16 protein-coding genes and 5 pseudogenes are annotated in these 15,400 nt (G+C 67.5%); 13 read left to right on the top strand and 8 right to left on the bottom strand.

Features of this window, described 5'->3' with window-relative positions; genetic code table 11:
- The 3 pseudogenes from ACZ7HQ_RS43245 to ACZ7HQ_RS43235 all read left to right on the top strand — a co-directional run.
- Window positions 1–339: pseudogene (locus tag ACZ7HQ_RS43245) on the top strand (GNAT family N-acetyltransferase); the annotation flags it as partial.
- A pseudogene (locus ACZ7HQ_RS43240) lies at window positions 318–663 on the top strand (IucA/IucC family C-terminal-domain containing protein); the annotation flags it as partial. The pseudogenes ACZ7HQ_RS43245 and ACZ7HQ_RS43240, both read left to right, overlap by 22 nt.
- A 76-nt stretch (window positions 664–739) precedes the next feature.
- Window positions 740–1,150: pseudogene (locus ACZ7HQ_RS43235) on the top strand (restriction endonuclease); the annotation flags it as partial.
- On the opposite strand, the gene ACZ7HQ_RS43230 reads toward ACZ7HQ_RS43235, so the two are convergent.
- The 7 genes from ACZ7HQ_RS43230 to ACZ7HQ_RS43200 all read right to left on the bottom strand — a co-directional run bounded on the left by ACZ7HQ_RS43230 (window position 1,086) and on the right by ACZ7HQ_RS43200 (window position 6,853).
- Window positions 1,086–1,292: a transposase gene (locus ACZ7HQ_RS43230; RefSeq protein ID WP_471002567.1), complete on the bottom strand. Its 207-nt coding sequence runs from the start codon at window positions 1,290–1,292 to the stop codon at window positions 1,086–1,088. The pseudogene ACZ7HQ_RS43235 and the gene ACZ7HQ_RS43230 overlap by 65 nt on opposite strands.
- A gap of 307 nt (window positions 1,293–1,599) precedes the next feature.
- A complete protein-coding gene (locus ACZ7HQ_RS43225; RefSeq protein WP_471002564.1) occupies window positions 1,600–2,874 on the bottom strand; it encodes an MFS transporter in 1,275 nt (424 codons plus the stop codon).
- 94 nt (window positions 2,875–2,968) lie between these two features.
- Window positions 2,969–3,604: a TauD/TfdA family dioxygenase gene (locus ACZ7HQ_RS43220; RefSeq protein WP_471002561.1), complete on the bottom strand. Its 636-nt coding sequence runs from the start codon at window positions 3,602–3,604 to the stop codon at window positions 2,969–2,971.
- Window positions 3,601–4,662: a nitroreductase family protein gene (locus ACZ7HQ_RS43215; protein WP_471002558.1), complete on the bottom strand. Its 1,062-nt coding sequence runs from the start codon at window positions 4,660–4,662 to the stop codon at window positions 3,601–3,603. The genes ACZ7HQ_RS43220 and ACZ7HQ_RS43215 overlap by 4 nt, the downstream gene beginning before the upstream one ends.
- The gene (locus tag ACZ7HQ_RS43210; protein ID WP_471002555.1) at window positions 4,659–5,777 is read right to left on the bottom strand and encodes a SagB/ThcOx family dehydrogenase; all 1,119 of its coding nucleotides are present in this window, start codon (window positions 5,775–5,777) and stop codon (window positions 4,659–4,661) included. Before ACZ7HQ_RS43210 ends, ACZ7HQ_RS43215 begins: the two co-directional genes overlap by 4 nt.
- A gap of 94 nt (window positions 5,778–5,871) precedes the next feature.
- Window positions 5,872–6,069 carry a hypothetical protein gene (locus ACZ7HQ_RS43205; protein ID WP_471002552.1) on the bottom strand — a complete coding sequence of 66 codons (198 nt, stop codon included), beginning with the start codon at window positions 6,067–6,069 and terminating at the stop codon, window positions 5,872–5,874.
- 148 nt (window positions 6,070–6,217) lie between these two features.
- On the bottom strand, window positions 6,218–6,853 hold the full coding sequence (locus ACZ7HQ_RS43200; RefSeq protein ID WP_471002549.1) for an SAM-dependent methyltransferase: 636 nt from the start codon (window positions 6,851–6,853) through the stop codon (window positions 6,218–6,220).
- Between the two features lie 591 nt (window positions 6,854–7,444).
- Here ACZ7HQ_RS43200 and ACZ7HQ_RS43195 point away from each other — a divergent pair.
- A pseudogene (locus tag ACZ7HQ_RS43195) lies at window positions 7,445–8,173 on the top strand (IS6 family transposase).
- 210 nt (window positions 8,174–8,383) lie between these two features.
- On the opposite strand, the pseudogene ACZ7HQ_RS43190 reads toward ACZ7HQ_RS43195, so the two are convergent.
- A pseudogene (locus ACZ7HQ_RS43190) lies at window positions 8,384–8,760 on the bottom strand (transposase); the annotation flags it as partial.
- A 236-nt stretch (window positions 8,761–8,996) separates the two neighbouring features.
- Between ACZ7HQ_RS43190 and ACZ7HQ_RS43185 the strand changes: the two are divergent.
- From ACZ7HQ_RS43185 to ACZ7HQ_RS43145, 9 genes are read left to right on the top strand one after another with little or no spacing between them, the layout of a single operon-like run.
- Entirely contained in the window at window positions 8,997–9,998 is a 1,002-nt protein-coding gene (locus tag ACZ7HQ_RS43185; protein WP_471002546.1) for an L-threonylcarbamoyladenylate synthase, read from the top strand.
- A gap of 57 nt (window positions 9,999–10,055) precedes the next feature.
- Entirely contained in the window at window positions 10,056–11,114 is a 1,059-nt protein-coding gene (locus ACZ7HQ_RS43180) for a Kae1-like domain-containing protein (protein ID WP_471002543.1), read from the top strand.
- Window positions 11,102–12,271, top strand: a complete 1,170-nt coding sequence (locus tag ACZ7HQ_RS43175; RefSeq protein WP_471002541.1) for a nucleotide disphospho-sugar-binding domain-containing protein — start codon at window positions 11,102–11,104, stop codon at window positions 12,269–12,271. Before ACZ7HQ_RS43180 ends, ACZ7HQ_RS43175 begins: the two co-directional genes overlap by 13 nt.
- On the top strand, window positions 12,268–12,858 hold the full coding sequence (locus ACZ7HQ_RS43170) for an LOG family protein (RefSeq protein ID WP_471002538.1): 591 nt from the start codon (window positions 12,268–12,270) through the stop codon (window positions 12,856–12,858). Before ACZ7HQ_RS43175 ends, ACZ7HQ_RS43170 begins: the two co-directional genes overlap by 4 nt.
- Entirely contained in the window at window positions 12,855–13,511 is a 657-nt protein-coding gene (locus tag ACZ7HQ_RS43165) for a non-canonical purine NTP pyrophosphatase (RefSeq protein WP_471002535.1), read from the top strand. Before ACZ7HQ_RS43170 ends, ACZ7HQ_RS43165 begins: the two co-directional genes overlap by 4 nt.
- Window positions 13,508–13,669 (top strand): hypothetical protein, encoded by a 162-nt coding sequence (locus ACZ7HQ_RS43160; protein WP_471002532.1) that lies wholly within the window; start codon window positions 13,508–13,510, stop codon window positions 13,667–13,669. The genes ACZ7HQ_RS43165 and ACZ7HQ_RS43160 overlap by 4 nt, the downstream gene beginning before the upstream one ends.
- Window positions 13,666–14,529: an FAD binding domain-containing protein gene (locus tag ACZ7HQ_RS43155; RefSeq protein WP_471002529.1), complete on the top strand. Its 864-nt coding sequence runs from the start codon at window positions 13,666–13,668 to the stop codon at window positions 14,527–14,529. Before ACZ7HQ_RS43160 ends, ACZ7HQ_RS43155 begins: the two co-directional genes overlap by 4 nt.
- A 59-nt stretch (window positions 14,530–14,588) precedes the next feature.
- Window positions 14,589–15,056 carry a (2Fe-2S)-binding protein gene (locus tag ACZ7HQ_RS43150; protein WP_471002526.1) on the top strand — a complete coding sequence of 156 codons (468 nt, stop codon included), beginning with the start codon at window positions 14,589–14,591 and terminating at the stop codon, window positions 15,054–15,056.
- Window positions 15,053–15,289 (top strand): hypothetical protein, encoded by a 237-nt coding sequence (locus ACZ7HQ_RS43145; RefSeq protein WP_471002524.1) that lies wholly within the window; start codon window positions 15,053–15,055, stop codon window positions 15,287–15,289. The genes ACZ7HQ_RS43150 and ACZ7HQ_RS43145 overlap by 4 nt, the downstream gene beginning before the upstream one ends.
- The last annotated feature ends 111 nt before the right edge of the window (window positions 15,290–15,400 follow it).

Genomic DNA, 15,400 nt, shown 5'->3' with positions numbered 1-15,400 from the left:
ATGGAGATCGCGGCGGACGCACACCACCACGCGTTCCTCGGGCTGTGCGACGGGGAGCCCGCCTTCCTGATGGAGAGGTACGACCCGGCGCACCGCGAGCTGGTCGGGCTCTACGAGCCGGAGCCGGGCGACGCCGGCATGCACTTCCTGGTCGCGCCGACCGACACCCCCGTCCACGGTTTCACCAGGTCCGTCATCACCGCGGTCATGGCCCACATCTTCGAGGACCGGGCGGTGGCGCGCGTCGTGGTCGAGCCGGACGTCCGCAACACGGCCGTGCACGCACTGAACGAGGCCGTCGGCTTCGTGCCCGAGCGGGAGATCCAGAAGCCGTCCCGGACGACAAGAAACCTCTGTCGATCTTCACGGACGTCTTCGACTGCTTCTTCCGCTTCCTCGCCGCGCACCTCGCCGCCGAGGGGATCCTGGACGAGGACGGCTTCTGGCGCATGGTCGCCGAGGTCACCCGCGAGTACCAGGCCGCGAACCCCGAACTGGCCGAACGATTCCGCCAGTACGACATGTTCGCCCCCCGAGTTCACGCTGTCCTGCCTCAACCGGCTCCAGCTGCGCAACAACCGGCAGATGGTCGACCTCACCGACCCCTCCGGCGCCCTCCAGCTCAGCGGCACCCTGAAAAACCCGATCGCCGACGTTAGCTAGAGGCCTATTCGCGGGGTCTTCGTGGTTGGTTGTCCTTGATCACGAAGGTGACCTGCTCGGTAGCGCGCGACACGGACTCGCGGGCGGCGGCTGGCTCTATAGCCTTCGAAGGCGGGCGCGCTGGGAGGTGGTACGGGCTCAGGGGATGCGCTATGGACTGCCGCAGCTGGACGCACTGCATCACTCCCGGTTCGAGGAACGCGATACGGGATCTGATGCGCCGGGGCGGCTGCCGGATGCTCAGCGAGTTGGCGGCGGCGGAGACTTGGGCGCGGACGTGAAGGCGACCGATCCGTACGGGCGGCGCTGGGTGATCCAGTGCAAGCACCGCCGCAACGGGGCCCGGGGCTCGGCGGTGGGCACCCCGGATCTGCAGGTGCTCAACGGCACGGCCCGGCCGGTGCATGGTGCGGACGTGGCCGTCATCGTGACGAACGGGCGGGTGACCGCGCCGGCGGTGACGTTCGCCAAGCAGCAACGGCTGCACGGTCCCACGCGGGGAAGTCCGCGGGCATCACCCGCCAGGTGATGCCGCCCGCGACCAAGTAGCGTACCGCGTCGACCATCTGCCGGTGGCCATAGCTCTCCGGCTGCCCGCCGCGGCCATCCAACCAGCCGGGAACCGACATCGCGTCACGTACGACGGCCCACTCCGCGTCACTCATGTCCGACGGATACTTCGGTCGCCGGTACGGCCGACCCCCGGCGTTCCCGAACCGGTGAGCGAGACAACCACACGACAGGCACTCCGAGTTGGACGACATCGACGCCGACAGGGAAGACTGCAGCACCAGGGGCCTCGTGTTGCTCGGTTGGATTCGACACCCACGAGCTGTGCAGGGGCCCCCGCTTTCATGCTCAGCCGGCCATGAGATCACCCGACCGAGTCGACGACCTCGAACTCACGCCCACCAAGATCGATAGAGCCACGGCTTCTCAGGCTGGACTCAGGTGCCCGGTCTGAGCTTTGCGGCTCGTGCGGCGGGCCAGCGTGGCGATCGCCACGCAGAGGGCGATGGTTAGCAGGCCTGCGCCGACCAGGGTGGCGCGGGGGCCGAGCGGGCCCGTCGCGGCGCCCACCAGGACGGCGCCGACGGGGCCGCTGCCGTAGAGGGCGGTGTTCTGCACGGCGAGGACTCGACCGCGTAGCTCGGGCGCCGAGCGCATCTGCAGCAGAACGGCCGCGGTGGTCGTGAAGTACATCGCGGCGGCGCCGGCCGCCACCAAGGAGAGCGCAAAGCCTGTGTAGGAGGGTGTCAGACCGGAGATGGCCCCGGTCAGGCCGGTCGCCGCAGCCGCGATGAGGACCGTTCGGGGGCCCGGGTCGCGGCGGCCTGCGAGCAGGGCGCCGAACAGGCAGCCCACGGTGACAGAGGTGGGCAGCAGGGCGAAGCTGGCAGCGGTGAGGTGGAAGACCTGGACCGCCATCAGGGCGTTGGTCACGGTGAACTGGACACCGACCGCGCCCACCACTGCCGAGGCTGCGACGGTGAGGGCGAGTGCCGGGTCCGCGGCCACCGCCCGGAGTCCTGGTAGCAGTCCGGAGAACCGCTCTCTGGCCCGGGTGGCGCCGCCCGGGTCGGGGATGGCGAGCACTACGCCAACCACCACCAGGAAGCTCGCAGCGTCCGCGACGAAGATCCAGCCCACCTGCGCCCAGCCGATGATGAGCCCGGCGGCGAGCGGACCGAGGATCTGCCCGATGTTGAGCAGCGCTGTGTACATGCCGAGCGCGCGGGACAGCTGGGTCTCGCCGACCAGGTCGGTCAGGAAGCGCTGCCGGGCGGGGTTGTCCACGACAGTGACCGTTCCGGCGCAGAGGGCGAGCAGGTAGATCTCCCAGAGCCTGGCCGCGCCGGCGAAGGAGAGCCCGGCCAGCACCGCGCACAGGGCGGCCTGGGTGATCTGGGTGACCAGCAGAGTCCGGCGTCGCGCGAAGCGGTCGGCGATCCAGCCGCCGTAGCCGCTGAACAGCAGCAGGGGGGCCAGCTGGAATACGGCCAGCAGCCCGACCCGGGTGCCGTTGCCGTGGGTGACGCCTGCCAGCAACCAGGTGTGAGCCACCTTGTACATCGCGTTGCCGCAGCTGGAGACGAGCTGGCCGACGGCGAGGTGCCGGAAACCGCGCAGTCGCAACGGGGCGAGGAAGCGGGAGCCGTCGGAGTCTTCGGCCATGGCGGGGGGCGGGGCGGGCGAAGGCGGTGCGGGCATGAGATCTCTCACTGGTGGCTGCGGAGGCGTGGAGGCAGGTGCGCGAGCGCGGCACACGAGTCGGACTGGGTGGCGGCCGGATGCGCTTCCCCGGCTACATGTGGGCGTCGAACCAGAGCCGGCGGATCACCCGTCGACCGTTGAACGGCCGCCGACGGTGCAAGAGCCGCCAGTTGTCGACCAACAGGCCTTCTCCCGGTCCCAGCTCGCCGACCGTCAGGGCGCGGGTGGCGGCTTCGTCCACCGCCCGGTGCGCGCTTTCCAGGGCGCCGGGACCGTCCACCTCCACCATCCGGTCCCGCCGGTAGCGCATCCGCTCGCCCTGCCCGTCGGGAAGCCGCTCCAGCACCGGCGAGACCTGCACGCCCTCCGGCGTCAGGTAGGACGCCCGGGCGCCGAGCGCCGCGGCGTCGATGTGTTCGGCCGGCAGCAGGTCAAGTCCGCCGCCGCCCTGGGCCTCGATGACGGCGATGACCATCCAGCGTGGCGGGACCGGCAGGAAGGCGGCATCGGTGTGGAACCAGAAGTCGCCCTGCTCGGCGACCAGATGGATGTCCCGGTCGCCGGGCATGCCGATGGCGACATCACGGATCAGCTCGGCCTTGCCGTCGGTCAGTTCCTGGACGGTGCGCAGCATCCGTCCGGTGTTGCCGCCGCTGTGGAAGCGTGCCGCCCGCACCGGTCCGGTGCCTGGCCAGAGCCGTTCCGCGGTCCGCTCGGCGCCGGTCACGAGGCATATCCCAGCTTCAGGTAGTACAGGGCGTCCGCATCGGCGCCGACCCGGTCCAGGCCGAGCAGAGCGGCCGCGCGCCGTTCCGCGACGGCGGGCGTCAGCCAGCCGACGAGTCCCAGCTGGTAGGCCGCCTGGAGCACCTCCTGGGCGAACTCCCCGACCTGGATGAGGAGGTTGAGGTAGGCGCGGGAGTGGCGGTAGAGCCACTGGTAACGGTCCCACTGAACGGTGACGAACAGGCTCACGCCGCCGCCGCCGATCCAGTTCTGGCCCTGGATGGTCCCGGCCAGCTCCTCGTCGCTCGCAGACAGGCCGGTGGCGAGCAGGGTGTTGCGGGCGAAGTCGTACTGGTAGACGCCGCGCGGCACGCCCTCGACGCCCTGCACCGCGACGTACACGTGCAGCCACGTGTAGAAGGAGTTCAGCAGGTAGTACGGGTCTCCGTCCGCCTTGGAGTCCTCGGCCAGCCGGACGTTGGCGGTGGCGTGGTGCAGCAGGGCGCCGAGGGTCTGCGCGCTCACCGGGGTCTCGGCGAACTTGCGGACGCTGCGCCGGCCCAGCATGGAGTCGAGACTGTAGCGGATCGGCTCCTTGGGGACCGGCAGGGGGTACTCGGCCACCGGCTCGACCCAGAAGCGCTCCGGGTACCCGCCCTCGTCCTGGAAACCGGCAATCTGACGGCGGCGGAACTCCGACAGCGTGCTGAGCCCCCGGCCCCGGCCCACCGGCTCGACGTAGGGCAGGTCCTGCTGCGAGTAGAGCAGGTACGCGGCCCGGGACCACCTGTTCTCCTCCCAGCGGAGCATGTCCGTCGTCGCCGGGGCATCGGCCGCCACCAGAAGCCCGGCGGCGAGCGCCTCTTCCCGCTCGACGGCCGTGAACCCAGCGTCCTCGCTCTGCTCCGTGCTGCGCGGTACGAGATGGAACTGGAGTAACTGCCAAGCGCGTTCGCCGACGGAGCGCAGGCGCTCGCGGGTGGCGAGCCCGAGGGCGCACTGCTGCCCGCCACGTTGCTCGTGGGCGAAGAACAGCGGTGAGGTGACGGTGCGGCTCATACGAGGGTCCCGAGGAAGAGAGGGGGCATCCGTTCGACGTTGATGTCGAGCAGTTGGGCGATCTGCCGGTCGTGGAACTTCTGGTACGTGTAGCCACCGACGCCGAGCCGCTGGATTACGGTCCGATACGCCATAAGCGTGTGGCCGACGTCGATGAACGGCGCGCGGGCCGAACGGGCGTCCCGATAGCGCCACATGGCACGCTCCACCAGGGAGCAGAAGACGATCAGCCCGAACGGCTCCTGGTGGAACTTGTCGAACAGGTCGAAGCTCGCCTCGCGGAACTCGGCGGAGAAGTCGCCCGCCCGCCGCAGGTCCAACCGGTGGTGCGCGACGTTGTAGTGGTAGATGCCAGGTTCGAGGTCGCCTCCCGGGAAGAGCACCAGGAACGCCTCGGTGGGGTGCCGGGCGCCCCCGGAAGGCACAGCCTTGCGCAGGAAGTCGCCCTGCACGGCGAACGGGCGCCGGGTACGCTCGCCGAAGCAGACGTCCATCAGCAGCGACAGGCCCTCGTGCCCGCGACGCTGCGCGGGTGTCAGGGTCTCCAGCAGGGCGTCCGCCGACTCGTCCGCGGCGATCTTGCGCAGCGGCACGGAACCCACGCAGGGCAGGTCCATGGTGATGGCCGGCGGCAGGCTCTGCGCGATGTACTCCTCCATGCGCGCGTCGTCCGCCGCGAATGCGCCCTCGCGGTCCATCTGGAGGAACGGGTAGTCGCGAGTGGAGGCGTGGTAGCGGTACGCCTCGTCCCAGCCGAACGAGCGCCACCGAGCGGCCTGTTCGGGCACCTCGGAGGAGGGGACGAGCAGACCCTCTCCGGTCAGCACCGTCCACAGCTCCTCGGCGAGGTCGCGCAGGCCCTCCTCGGCCTCCCAGCGGGCGATGATCTCGGCACGGGTGCCCCGGTCGGGAAGCAGGGTGATGGCGAACGGGACCCGGTGATCGCGCAGCACCAAGGGCGGGCGGTGCGACTCGGTCTCGGCCACCATCACGCGGGTGTCGTCCGCGAGGGCCAGCGGGTAGACCAGGAGCTGCGGGTGGGGCTCGTAGCTCTGCGCCGTGCTGACCTGCAGCGCGCTGGCCTGTGGTGCGCTCGTCGGCGCTTCGGTCGTCATGAGTGGTGCGTCCTCCTTCGTGGAGTCCGGTGGTGGCATCCCGGTCGGAGCGGGCCGTGCCGGCGCCCGGAGGCGGCCGACACGGCCCCCCGGGTCAGCGAGTGAGGCCGTGCTCGCTGTAGTAGCCCGGGTCGTTGCCGTTCTGGATCAGCGCCGCGCGGACCGCGCCCTGCGGGGCACGCTCGACCAGCGACACGCCGTCGTGGCTGTAGTAGCCCGGGTCGTTGCCGTTCTGGATGAGTGCGGCCCGCACAACGGTCTCGGGGGCGCGCTCGACGAGCGATTCGGACATGGGTTTCTCCCTCTCAGTGACGGTGTGGTGCGTGGATCCTGCCGCTCGCACGGCGGGACATCCGTTGTCGGGCGCGCAGCCGGGCACACGCGTGTCGCGGTGGGCGCGCCGGTTGACCCGACCGCCCGCTCGGGCGCTCCGCCCGGCGCTATCGGGCGCGGCGCCAGACGCCGTAGACGATCCGGTGCTCGTGTTCGGGGCTGTCCCCGTGGGTGTGCCGCACATCGCGAGCCCACAGGACCACCGGCTCGCGCCCGAACTCGGCCAGGGTGCCCAGCACCAGCTCGCGGCCGGGCAGGAAGGCTTCCTCGTAGGTCAGCGGGATCTCGTCGCAGATCCAGCTGAGTGCCAGCGGCGCGCCGGGAACGGCCAGACGGTCGGCGGCGCCCACCATCCGGCGGACTCCCTCGGCGCTGCCCGCGTAGTGCAGGACGCCGAGCAGCAGGACAGCGTCGTACGACCGGCCTCCCGGAAGATCGAGCAGATCACAACGCCGCAGCTCGACCGTGCCGCCCCCGACTACCGGCACCGGGCCGCCGGTGGCCGCGGAAAGCGGCAGCTCGACGTCGACCCCCAGCACGTGGTGCCCAGCCTGTCCGGCCAGCCAACGGGCCACGCCGCCGGCGCCGCACCCGGCGTCCAGAATGGCTGAGCCGGCAGGCAGTGCGAGGGCCGGTTCGATCACCCGGTGCATGTGGTCGTTAAACGGCTTCGGCAGACGACCGGAGCCCAACGCCCCTAACTCGCCGGTGCGGCCGATGGCGATGTGCCCGGCCAAGTCCATGCTGTGCTCCCTAGTTCCGCGTCGTCCTGCGCCACGGCCGTTTTGGCCAGGGGGCACGGCCCGCGTCAGTTGGCCATGAGAGTCAGCAAATTGATCCTCGGCCGATCGCCAAACGATCTCCGATCCGCGTCCGTCGGCGACGATACGCTCCTGCGCACGGGCGGCGACACCAACCTTGAGGCCAAAAACCTGAAAGATTTCAGTCATGCGTTACAGGGCATGAGAGCTGGGTAGACAGCCCTTTCCGCTCCGCCCTTGAGAGCACCGTCGCGTTGATCTGGCCCCCTGAGCTTGATGGTTAACCTCGCGCGTCCACCTGACCGGCTGATCTTGGTTCGTTCCCGGGACAGCAGGGCGGCGTTCTTCACCCTTCGAGGTGTCGATCAACGTCGCGTGAAGGAATGGCCGCTGGTGAAGAATCACGCCACTGAACAGTCCGCTGAAGCCGCGTTGGGTGTCGTGTCCAGATCTACGACTGCCTCTACACCCGGGCGGATGCGCTCTTCGAGTTCACCGACAGGCACCGTCATCAACTTAAGTGGGCTGTCTCGGGTCTGGGACGATCGCCGGGCTTGTTGATCTTTCCGGGGAATGGCTGTGAGGACCGGGGCGGCGGTGTCGTATGTGGGGTTCCGCCTTCCGGCGGAGGTCATCTCCCATGCGGTATGGCTGCACTTCCGATTCCCGCTCAGCTACCGCGAGGTGGAAGAACTGCTGCTCGAGCGCGGGATCATCGTCTCCCACGAGACGATCCGGCAGTGGTGCGAGAAGTTCGGCCCCGAGTACGCTGCCGCCTTACGCGGGCGTCGGCCACAGGCCGGCGACAGTTGGCACTTGGATGAGGTGTTCATCAAGGTCAACGGGGTGCGGCAGTACCTGTGGCGTGCGGTGGACCTGGACGGCCATGTGCTGGACATCCTGGTCCAGTCGAAGCGGGACGCGAAGGCCGCGTAGCGGTTCATGGCCAAGCTGATGAAGAAGCAGTGCCGTGTCCCCAGGGTGCTGGTGACCGACAAGTGCCGTTCCTGCGGGCCGCCCCACCGCGCGCTGATGGGCTCCGTGGAACACCGCTCCCGCAGGGGACTGAACACCCAGGCGGAGAACAGCCACCAGCCGACCATGCAGTGCGAACGCGCCATGAGAGGCTTCCGCTCACCCCGGTCCGCCCAGAGGTTCCTCGCCGCATTCAATCAGATTTCTCCCCATTTCCGGCCCCGCCGTCACCTGATGACCGCGGCCGTATACCAGGCCGAGATGACCACCCGCTTCGCCGTATGGGACCACATCACCGGCGTCACCGCCCCGCCCGCAGCGGACTGACCCAAGGCTGCCACCCAGCCCACGCCCTGCCATACCCTCAACCACCCGCCAGTGCCGATAAGTTGACGACGCCTTCGACGCCACTCCTGCCCCGGACACCGCAGCCCCATCGCCTACGAGCGAGCACTCCGAACAACATCAACTACGCTGGCCGAAGCCGCATAGCCCGTGTCCAGGATCACGGTCAAGGGCCGCCTTGTCCATGCCCTACACGCCGGTCAGGCGGCGCTGCTGCTTCTGACGATCTGCGGCTCGAAGGTGCCGGCGGTGTAGCGGGGCACCCTCACCTCCACCGGTCCGACGTTGGTCGGCACGGTCTTCGAACCGGGTGCCGTTGCGGCTGTTGCCGTTGCCCTTCCCGGCCGGGTCGTGCTTCTCATCACCGACGTGGTCGGTGATCTCGCCTTCCGGGGCGGACTCCAGCACCCGCTTGGTCAGCATCTGCAACAGGCCACCCTCGCCGGTCAGCTGCAGCACCTCATTCCGAGCCGGGTCGACCAGCTCGCAAGGAGTTGCTCGTCCGACACCGCACTCGACGTTGCCTGAACCTGCTCGGCCTGCTCGTTCTCCACGGCGGTCTGGGTCATCTCTGAAGCATCTCCTTGATCATCAGACCCGCCATTGATTGGACACTCCCACAAGGCCCGGTTTCACAAATGCGCAATATTGCATGATGTGCCCTGGCTTTTGCGTGCTGGCCTTCTAGGCAGGATGGCCTCTGCGTGGTGCGCTCTCCGGGAGCCGGGGTTTGGAGGCCGTCGTCCTCGGTTCAGCCTGGCTGGTGGGAGCTACTTCGGCATGCTCCCGCCGTGGGGAGGATCTCGTGGATGATCTGAAGTTGGTGGGTGCTGATGAGGTCGGCCTCGGCCGGGCATCGCGTTTGTTGCGTGCTGGTGGGGTGTGTGCTTTTCCGACGGAAACCGTGTACGGGTTGGGTGCTAATGCGTACATGCCCGGCGCGATCGCGGAGATTTACCGGCTGAAGAACCGGCCGGTATGGAATCCGCTCATCGTGCACACCGTGGATGCGGACATGGCACGTTCGCTGGCTCGTGTCTGGCCGGATGTGGCGGTGGCGTTGGCTGACCGGTTCTGGCCGGGCCCGTTGTCGCTGGTGGTGGACCGCGCGGACCGTGTACCGGATGCGGTCAGTGCGGGCACCGGCACTGTTGCGCTGCGCGTGCCGGCCCATCCGGTCGCGCAAGCACTGTTGAGAGAGTGCGGGCTGCCGCTGGCGGCTCCGAGCGCCAACCGCTCCGAGCAGCTTTCACCCACGAGCGCCGAGCATGTGCTGCGCAGTCTGCCGGACGTGCCGCTGGTCGTGGACGGCGGGCCGTGCAGATGGGGCATCGAGTCCACGGTCGTGGACGTCACCTGCACGCCGCCACGTTTGCTGCGTCCCGGTGCGCTGCCGCTGCGGATGCTGAAAGAAGTCGTCGGCGTGATTGGCTGCCCGGGCGAGTCGTCCCCGGGTGGTACTGTCCGTTCGCCCGGCTCGGGGCGGCGTCATTACGCACCGGTGGCCAAGGTGGTAGTTGTCGATGACTTCGACGCGTCTCGTCTGCGCGGGTTGCGGCAGCCGAGCGGGGTCCTCACCCATCAAGTGCCCGATTCGGCCCTCACCGGGTGGGCCGAGCACATTGAGATTTTGCCCGACGATCCCACGGGCTACGCTGCCGACCTGTACGCCGCGCTGCACCGGCTGGATGACCGTGGCATGAGCACGGTCGCCGTACTGGCTCCTCCACAGCACGAGGACTGGATGGCGGTGCGTGACCGTCTGCACCGAGCGTCCGCTAACCCAACTTCCGCTCCCATGGCTTAAAAGCTCTCCCCACGCACGAATCACCTCGCTTCCGAAGCGCTGCTGGAGGGATCAGACATGACGCGGCCACGGAATGGTCTTCTCACCGTCGCGGTAGAGAGCACCTTCAACAACTGTTGCGTGTGTGTGCTGGACGAGGAACTCACCGTCTACTACGAGCGCGGTAAGACCTTCGCGCCGTCGTCTTTCTCCGTCGTCCAGGACCGGCCGGACTGGCAGAAGGAACTAGGGGCGTTTCACGCCGGCCTTTTGCCCGACCTGTTGCGCGAGGCTCTCGAGGCTGCCCCGGCCCCCGATTTCGTCTCGGTGTCCGTGGTGGAGGGAAAACGCAATGCCAACGTGGAGATCGCCAAGGAGGTGGTGAGACGACTCGGGGCCCTTGCGGCCGTACCGGTTGTGCCGGTTGATCACCATGAGGCGCATCTTTTGACCGGGCTGCTGTGCAATCCTCCTGCTCAGTTCCCCTTCATCGGCCTGACCGTGGCCGGCGGGCATTGCCACCTCCAGCTCGCCGCCGATGTCGGCCGCTACCGTTTGCTGGGCACCCACGACGCAGCGGTCAAGAACCGGTTCGGACATGGCAGGGCCCCGGGCGCGGTCCTGGACAAGTGCAGCGAGTTGCTCGGGCTAGTTCCGCCCGGACAGCCGGACGGGGCCATCGCGATTGACAAGTGCGCGAGCCAACGACCGTCGTGGGAGTACCTTCCCTTCCCCCGCACCGAGGCCCTGAACGCCGAGAACGGCTACGATATCGACCTGCGTGAGCTGTACGACGAAGTCCTGGAACGCAAGAACACTTCGCGCTCAGGCCGCCATGAACTGCTGGCGGTATCGGCGCAGGAATGCGTGATGAGGATCCTGGTCGACAAGGCGTTCGCCGCGGCTGACGCCCTCAACGCTCCGCGGATCTCGTTCGGCGGCGGCGTGACGGCCAACAGTCGGCTGCGCGTCCTGGCCGCCGCCCGCGCGGCACAGACCGGTGCACAGATCTACTTTCCCGACCAGGAACTGTGTGTGGACAACGCCCGTATGATTGCCTTCGCGGGCTTGATCGCCATGAAGCCAGAGCTGGCGTATCGCGGTCACTCGCGCGGTGGTGCGGCATGCGGATCCTGATGACTTCATGCCCGCAGCATGGCCACTTCTATCCACTGGTTCCGCTGGGGTGGGCGTTCCAAGCTCAAGGCCACGAGGTGCGCGTGGCGGTTCCCGACCAGTTCACGCAGACCGTCGCAGCCAGTGGACTGCCGGCCGTTGCAGTGGGTGGGGTGGTGCGGACCCGCGACGTCATGGGAGTCGGTGACCGCGCGCTGCTTGCTGACTGGTCAGCCGACCCCCGTGGCATGCACGTCAACGCTATACGCACCGTGAGCCGGTTCGCGCGCTTCCTGACAGGACCGGTCACGCAGCTGTGCCGCCAGTGGGCCCCGGACCTGATCGTGCACCCGATGCTCGAATTCGCCGGCCCTCTTGCCGCACGCGTGATGGGAATTCCCGCCATCTCGGTGAGCCCTGGACCGGCGCTTCCGCAGGAAGCCTTCCATGCTGTCGGTCAAGAACTCGCCGACTTGTACGAGCAGTGGGGACTGGGGGCAGGACTGCCGGATCCGGCTTTGCGACTCGGTTTATGGCCACCCAGCCTCGAAGGCGCCAGTGCCGCATCTGCACGAACGATGCGTTACGTGCCGTATTCAGGGTCCGGCACAGTGCCGGCATGGCTTCACGAGCCGATACCGTCGCCGCGTGTGTGCGTCACCCTGGGATCGGTCCTGCCACAGACCGGAGGTACCGACGTCCTGTCTGCGATTCTGCCGGCGCTGGACGAACTGGGGCACGACAGTGTCATCGTTCTTCCTGAGCAGCAGGCACGGGCAGCCAGGGACGGCGACTTCGGGCGGATACCCCTCAACGCAAGGGTGGCCACTGGCGCTTCTGGCCCGTGGCTGCCGTTTAGCTACGTCGCCCCCACTTGCGACACTGTCATCCATCACGGCGGAGCCAGCACGACCCTGACATGCCTGGTCAACGGGTTGCCGCAGCTCATCCTGCCCTCCATGGCAGACCAGTTCATCGCCGCCGAGCAGCTTGCCCGGCAAGGCACCGCGCGCGTACTGCAACCAGGCACGGCCACCCAGGAAAGCGTTGTCGACTCACTGATCCCACTCCTCACTGATGCCCGATACCTCGCGGCCGCGCAGCACCTCCAGAAGGAAATCCAGCAGCAGCCTAGCCCGGCCGACATCGTCGAGCAGTTGGTGCGGCTGGCCCGATGAAGATCTGTGTGTTCTGCGGTGGCTTCACCGGCCACCGCCGCGAGCACTCCGACGCCGCGCGACGTCTGGCCGGGCACCTCGTCGAACGTGGCATCACGCTCGTTTACGGCGGGGCGCACCTTGGTCTCATGGGCACGCTGGCAGACGCCATGCTGGATGAGGGAGGCGAGGTCATCGGGATCATCCCGCGCAGCCTCATGCGCACGGAAATCGCGCACCCCTCGCTGTCCCAGCTCCACGTCGTGGAGGGGCTGGCAGAGCGGAAGCACCGGATGATCCAGATGGCCGACATGTTCCTCGCCCTGCCGGGCGGCCCAGGCACGCTCAATGAAATATCCGAAGTCTGGACACTGACCAAACTGGCACACCTTGACAAACCGTGCGGCTTACTCAACACCGCCGGGTACTACGACGCCTTCCTCACCTTCATCCATCTCGCGGTCTCGGACGGATTCTTCACCCCAGAACACGCAGAGATCTTGATCGTCGGGGACCAGCCCGACGACGTCCTTAACCAGCTCATCGCACGCCTTCCCATCAACAGGCATATCTGTCAGCCTGAGACCAGGCTCCGGGGAGCGCCATGACCATTCCCTCACCTGCCGCGCTGTTGATCGCGACCACCAACCCGTTCAAGATCGAACGGTGGCGCAGAGTTCTCCGGAACATCGCAACCCCGGTCCTGCCCAGCGACCTCGCCATCTCAGTGACGGTCGAGGAAAGCGCAGCGACAACCGCAGATAACGCCAGAGCAAAAGCACTGGCATGGTGCAAAATCTCGCCAATACCGGTTCTTGCAGACGATCTCGGACTCTTCTTCAATGCCCTCGATGGATGGCCCGGAGCGTTGATGAAGAGCTGGGGCGGCCAGATCTCAGAATCTGCTACCGAAGACGAACGCATGACGGTGCTCGATGGCACCGTCCGCACGCTCACTGATACGAGGTGTTACCTGGAGACCGCAATCGCGGTGGCAACCCCGTCCGGCCGCATAGGACACCGAACCCTTCGACAGCACGGCTGGATCGACAAAACCCGCACTCCCAGCCCCCACACCAGCGGGCCACTGCTCGAACGCGTCTTCATCTTCGACACCTGCCACAAGCCCTGGCCCGACATGACCGCGAGCCAACAGCATGCGATCGACGACCTGCTGCGTACAGCAACCACCGATCTACTCCGAACACTGCGTGACCGGAAACATCCAGAGATCACAAATCAGTCCGAGGCGCTGCAATGACCACCAGCGAGAGCTCCAGACTGTCCGAGGAGTTCACCCCGATGAAAACCAAGCTGCTCAATGTGTCCTGCTCGCATCCCTTACACCTCGCCACCGCTTTGGTGCGCGTCGTCGCCAAGCACTCTTCCGCGCTCGGCGATGGCGAGGCGGGCTTATGAAACCTGCCGCCTTCAGGTATTACGCACCCAAGACCCTGCAGCACGCGCTGCGCCTGCTTGCTGAGGCGGGACCCGGTGGCGCTGCGTTGGCCGGTGGACAAAGCCTTATCCCCCAGCTCAATGCGCGCAGTCGCCGTCCCTCGGTCGTCGTCGACCTGAACGGGGTGCCGGGGCTCGATTCGGTCACACAGGGTCCGGACGGCTTACGCATCGGGGCCGGAATGCGGTTGCACGACATGATGGGCCATGCCCTGGTCCGGAAAAAGGCTCCGGTGCTTGCTGAGGCTGCTGGGAGCGTGGCTCACCACGTCATCCGCCGCCGGGCCACGCTGGGGGGCAGCCTCTGCCATGCCGATCCTGCTGCCGAACTGCCAGCGCTGGCTGTGGCACTGGAGGCCAAACTGATCATGGAGAGCCTGGGCGGAACCAGAACAGTGGCCGCTCGCGACTTCTTCACCGGCCAGTTCACCACGGCTCTGTGCACGGGCGAGCTCTTGATCTTCGTCGACTTTCCGCCCCTGCCAGAGTTCCGGTTTTCCTTTGCGGAGATATCTCGGCGGGGTGCGGCGGGTTTCCCACTGGTCGCTCTCTGTATGGGGGTCCGTCTTGACACAGGTGTGATCCGGCAGGCGAGGCTGGTGGCCGCGGGAGTCGCAAACCGCCCCACGAGGCTGACGCCATGTGAGCACAGCATGCGGGGGCTCACGCTCAGCAGTGACCTGAGCGGGGCCCTTGCCACCGTGGGCACCGGCCTGAACCCGCCCAGCGACCAGCACGGCGATGCCCGCTACAGGACGGCCTTGCTGCGCTCGCTGGTACGCCGGTGCGCTGCCCGACTGGGAAACGAAGGACTGTCGTGACGGAGAGAACCACAACGCCCAAACAGTCCGGGGCATCATCCAGGCTGAGCAACCTGACTATGACGGTGAACGGCGCTGTGATGACTGCAGCTGCTGAGGACCGTACTCTGCTGAGCGATCATCTGCGGCACGGCCTGTTCCTGACGGGTACACACGTCGGCTGTGAGCAGGGGGTCTGCGGGGCATGCACCGTATTGGTGGACGACGTCCCGGTGCGTTCCTGCTTGATGCTCGCCGTTCAAGCGGAGGGCCGTTGCGTGCGCACTGTCGAGAGCTTGGCCGACGGCGACGGCAACTTGTCTGGTATGCAGCTGGCACTGCTCGAGTCGCACGGACTGCAGTGCGGCTTTTGCACCCCGGGGCTGCTGATGAGTCTCCTGTATGCCGACGAGCAGCAGTTGACGGTCCAGGAGGTTACCGAGGTCATTCTGCCGGGTCATTTGTGCCGGTGCACCGGCTATGCCGGCATCCGCGCAGCCGTGGAGCGGCACTGGAGCGGCGGGCCGAAACCAGGGGAGACCACGTGAGCAGCACGACGACCGTGACCGGTACGGCAGACCAGTGGATCGGCCGTGCGCTGCCCAACCGTCGAAGTCCCCGGCTGCTGCGCGGCCGAGGCCGCTTTGTGGACGACGTCCAAGCACCTCGCACCCTGCACGCTGCCATCGTGCGCAGCCCTGTCGCCCATGGCCGGATCACCACGTGGGATGCCGGTGAGTACTCCAGCAGCGGTTCGTGTCCTGAGCTGCGTTTTCTGTAGTGGCAGCGGCGGGCGATGGCCTGGCGTTGTCTTCTCCAGGCCGACCATGTCAGTGCGTGGGTGACCGGGTCGTGGATGGCTCGGGGACGAGGCAGGAGAGCGTCCAGGAGT

The sequence above is a fragment of the Streptomyces sp. NPDC037290 genome (assembly GCF_055603245.1).
Note: the sequence above shows the minus strand (reverse complement) of the source record. Positions and strands in the feature narration are given on the sequence as shown.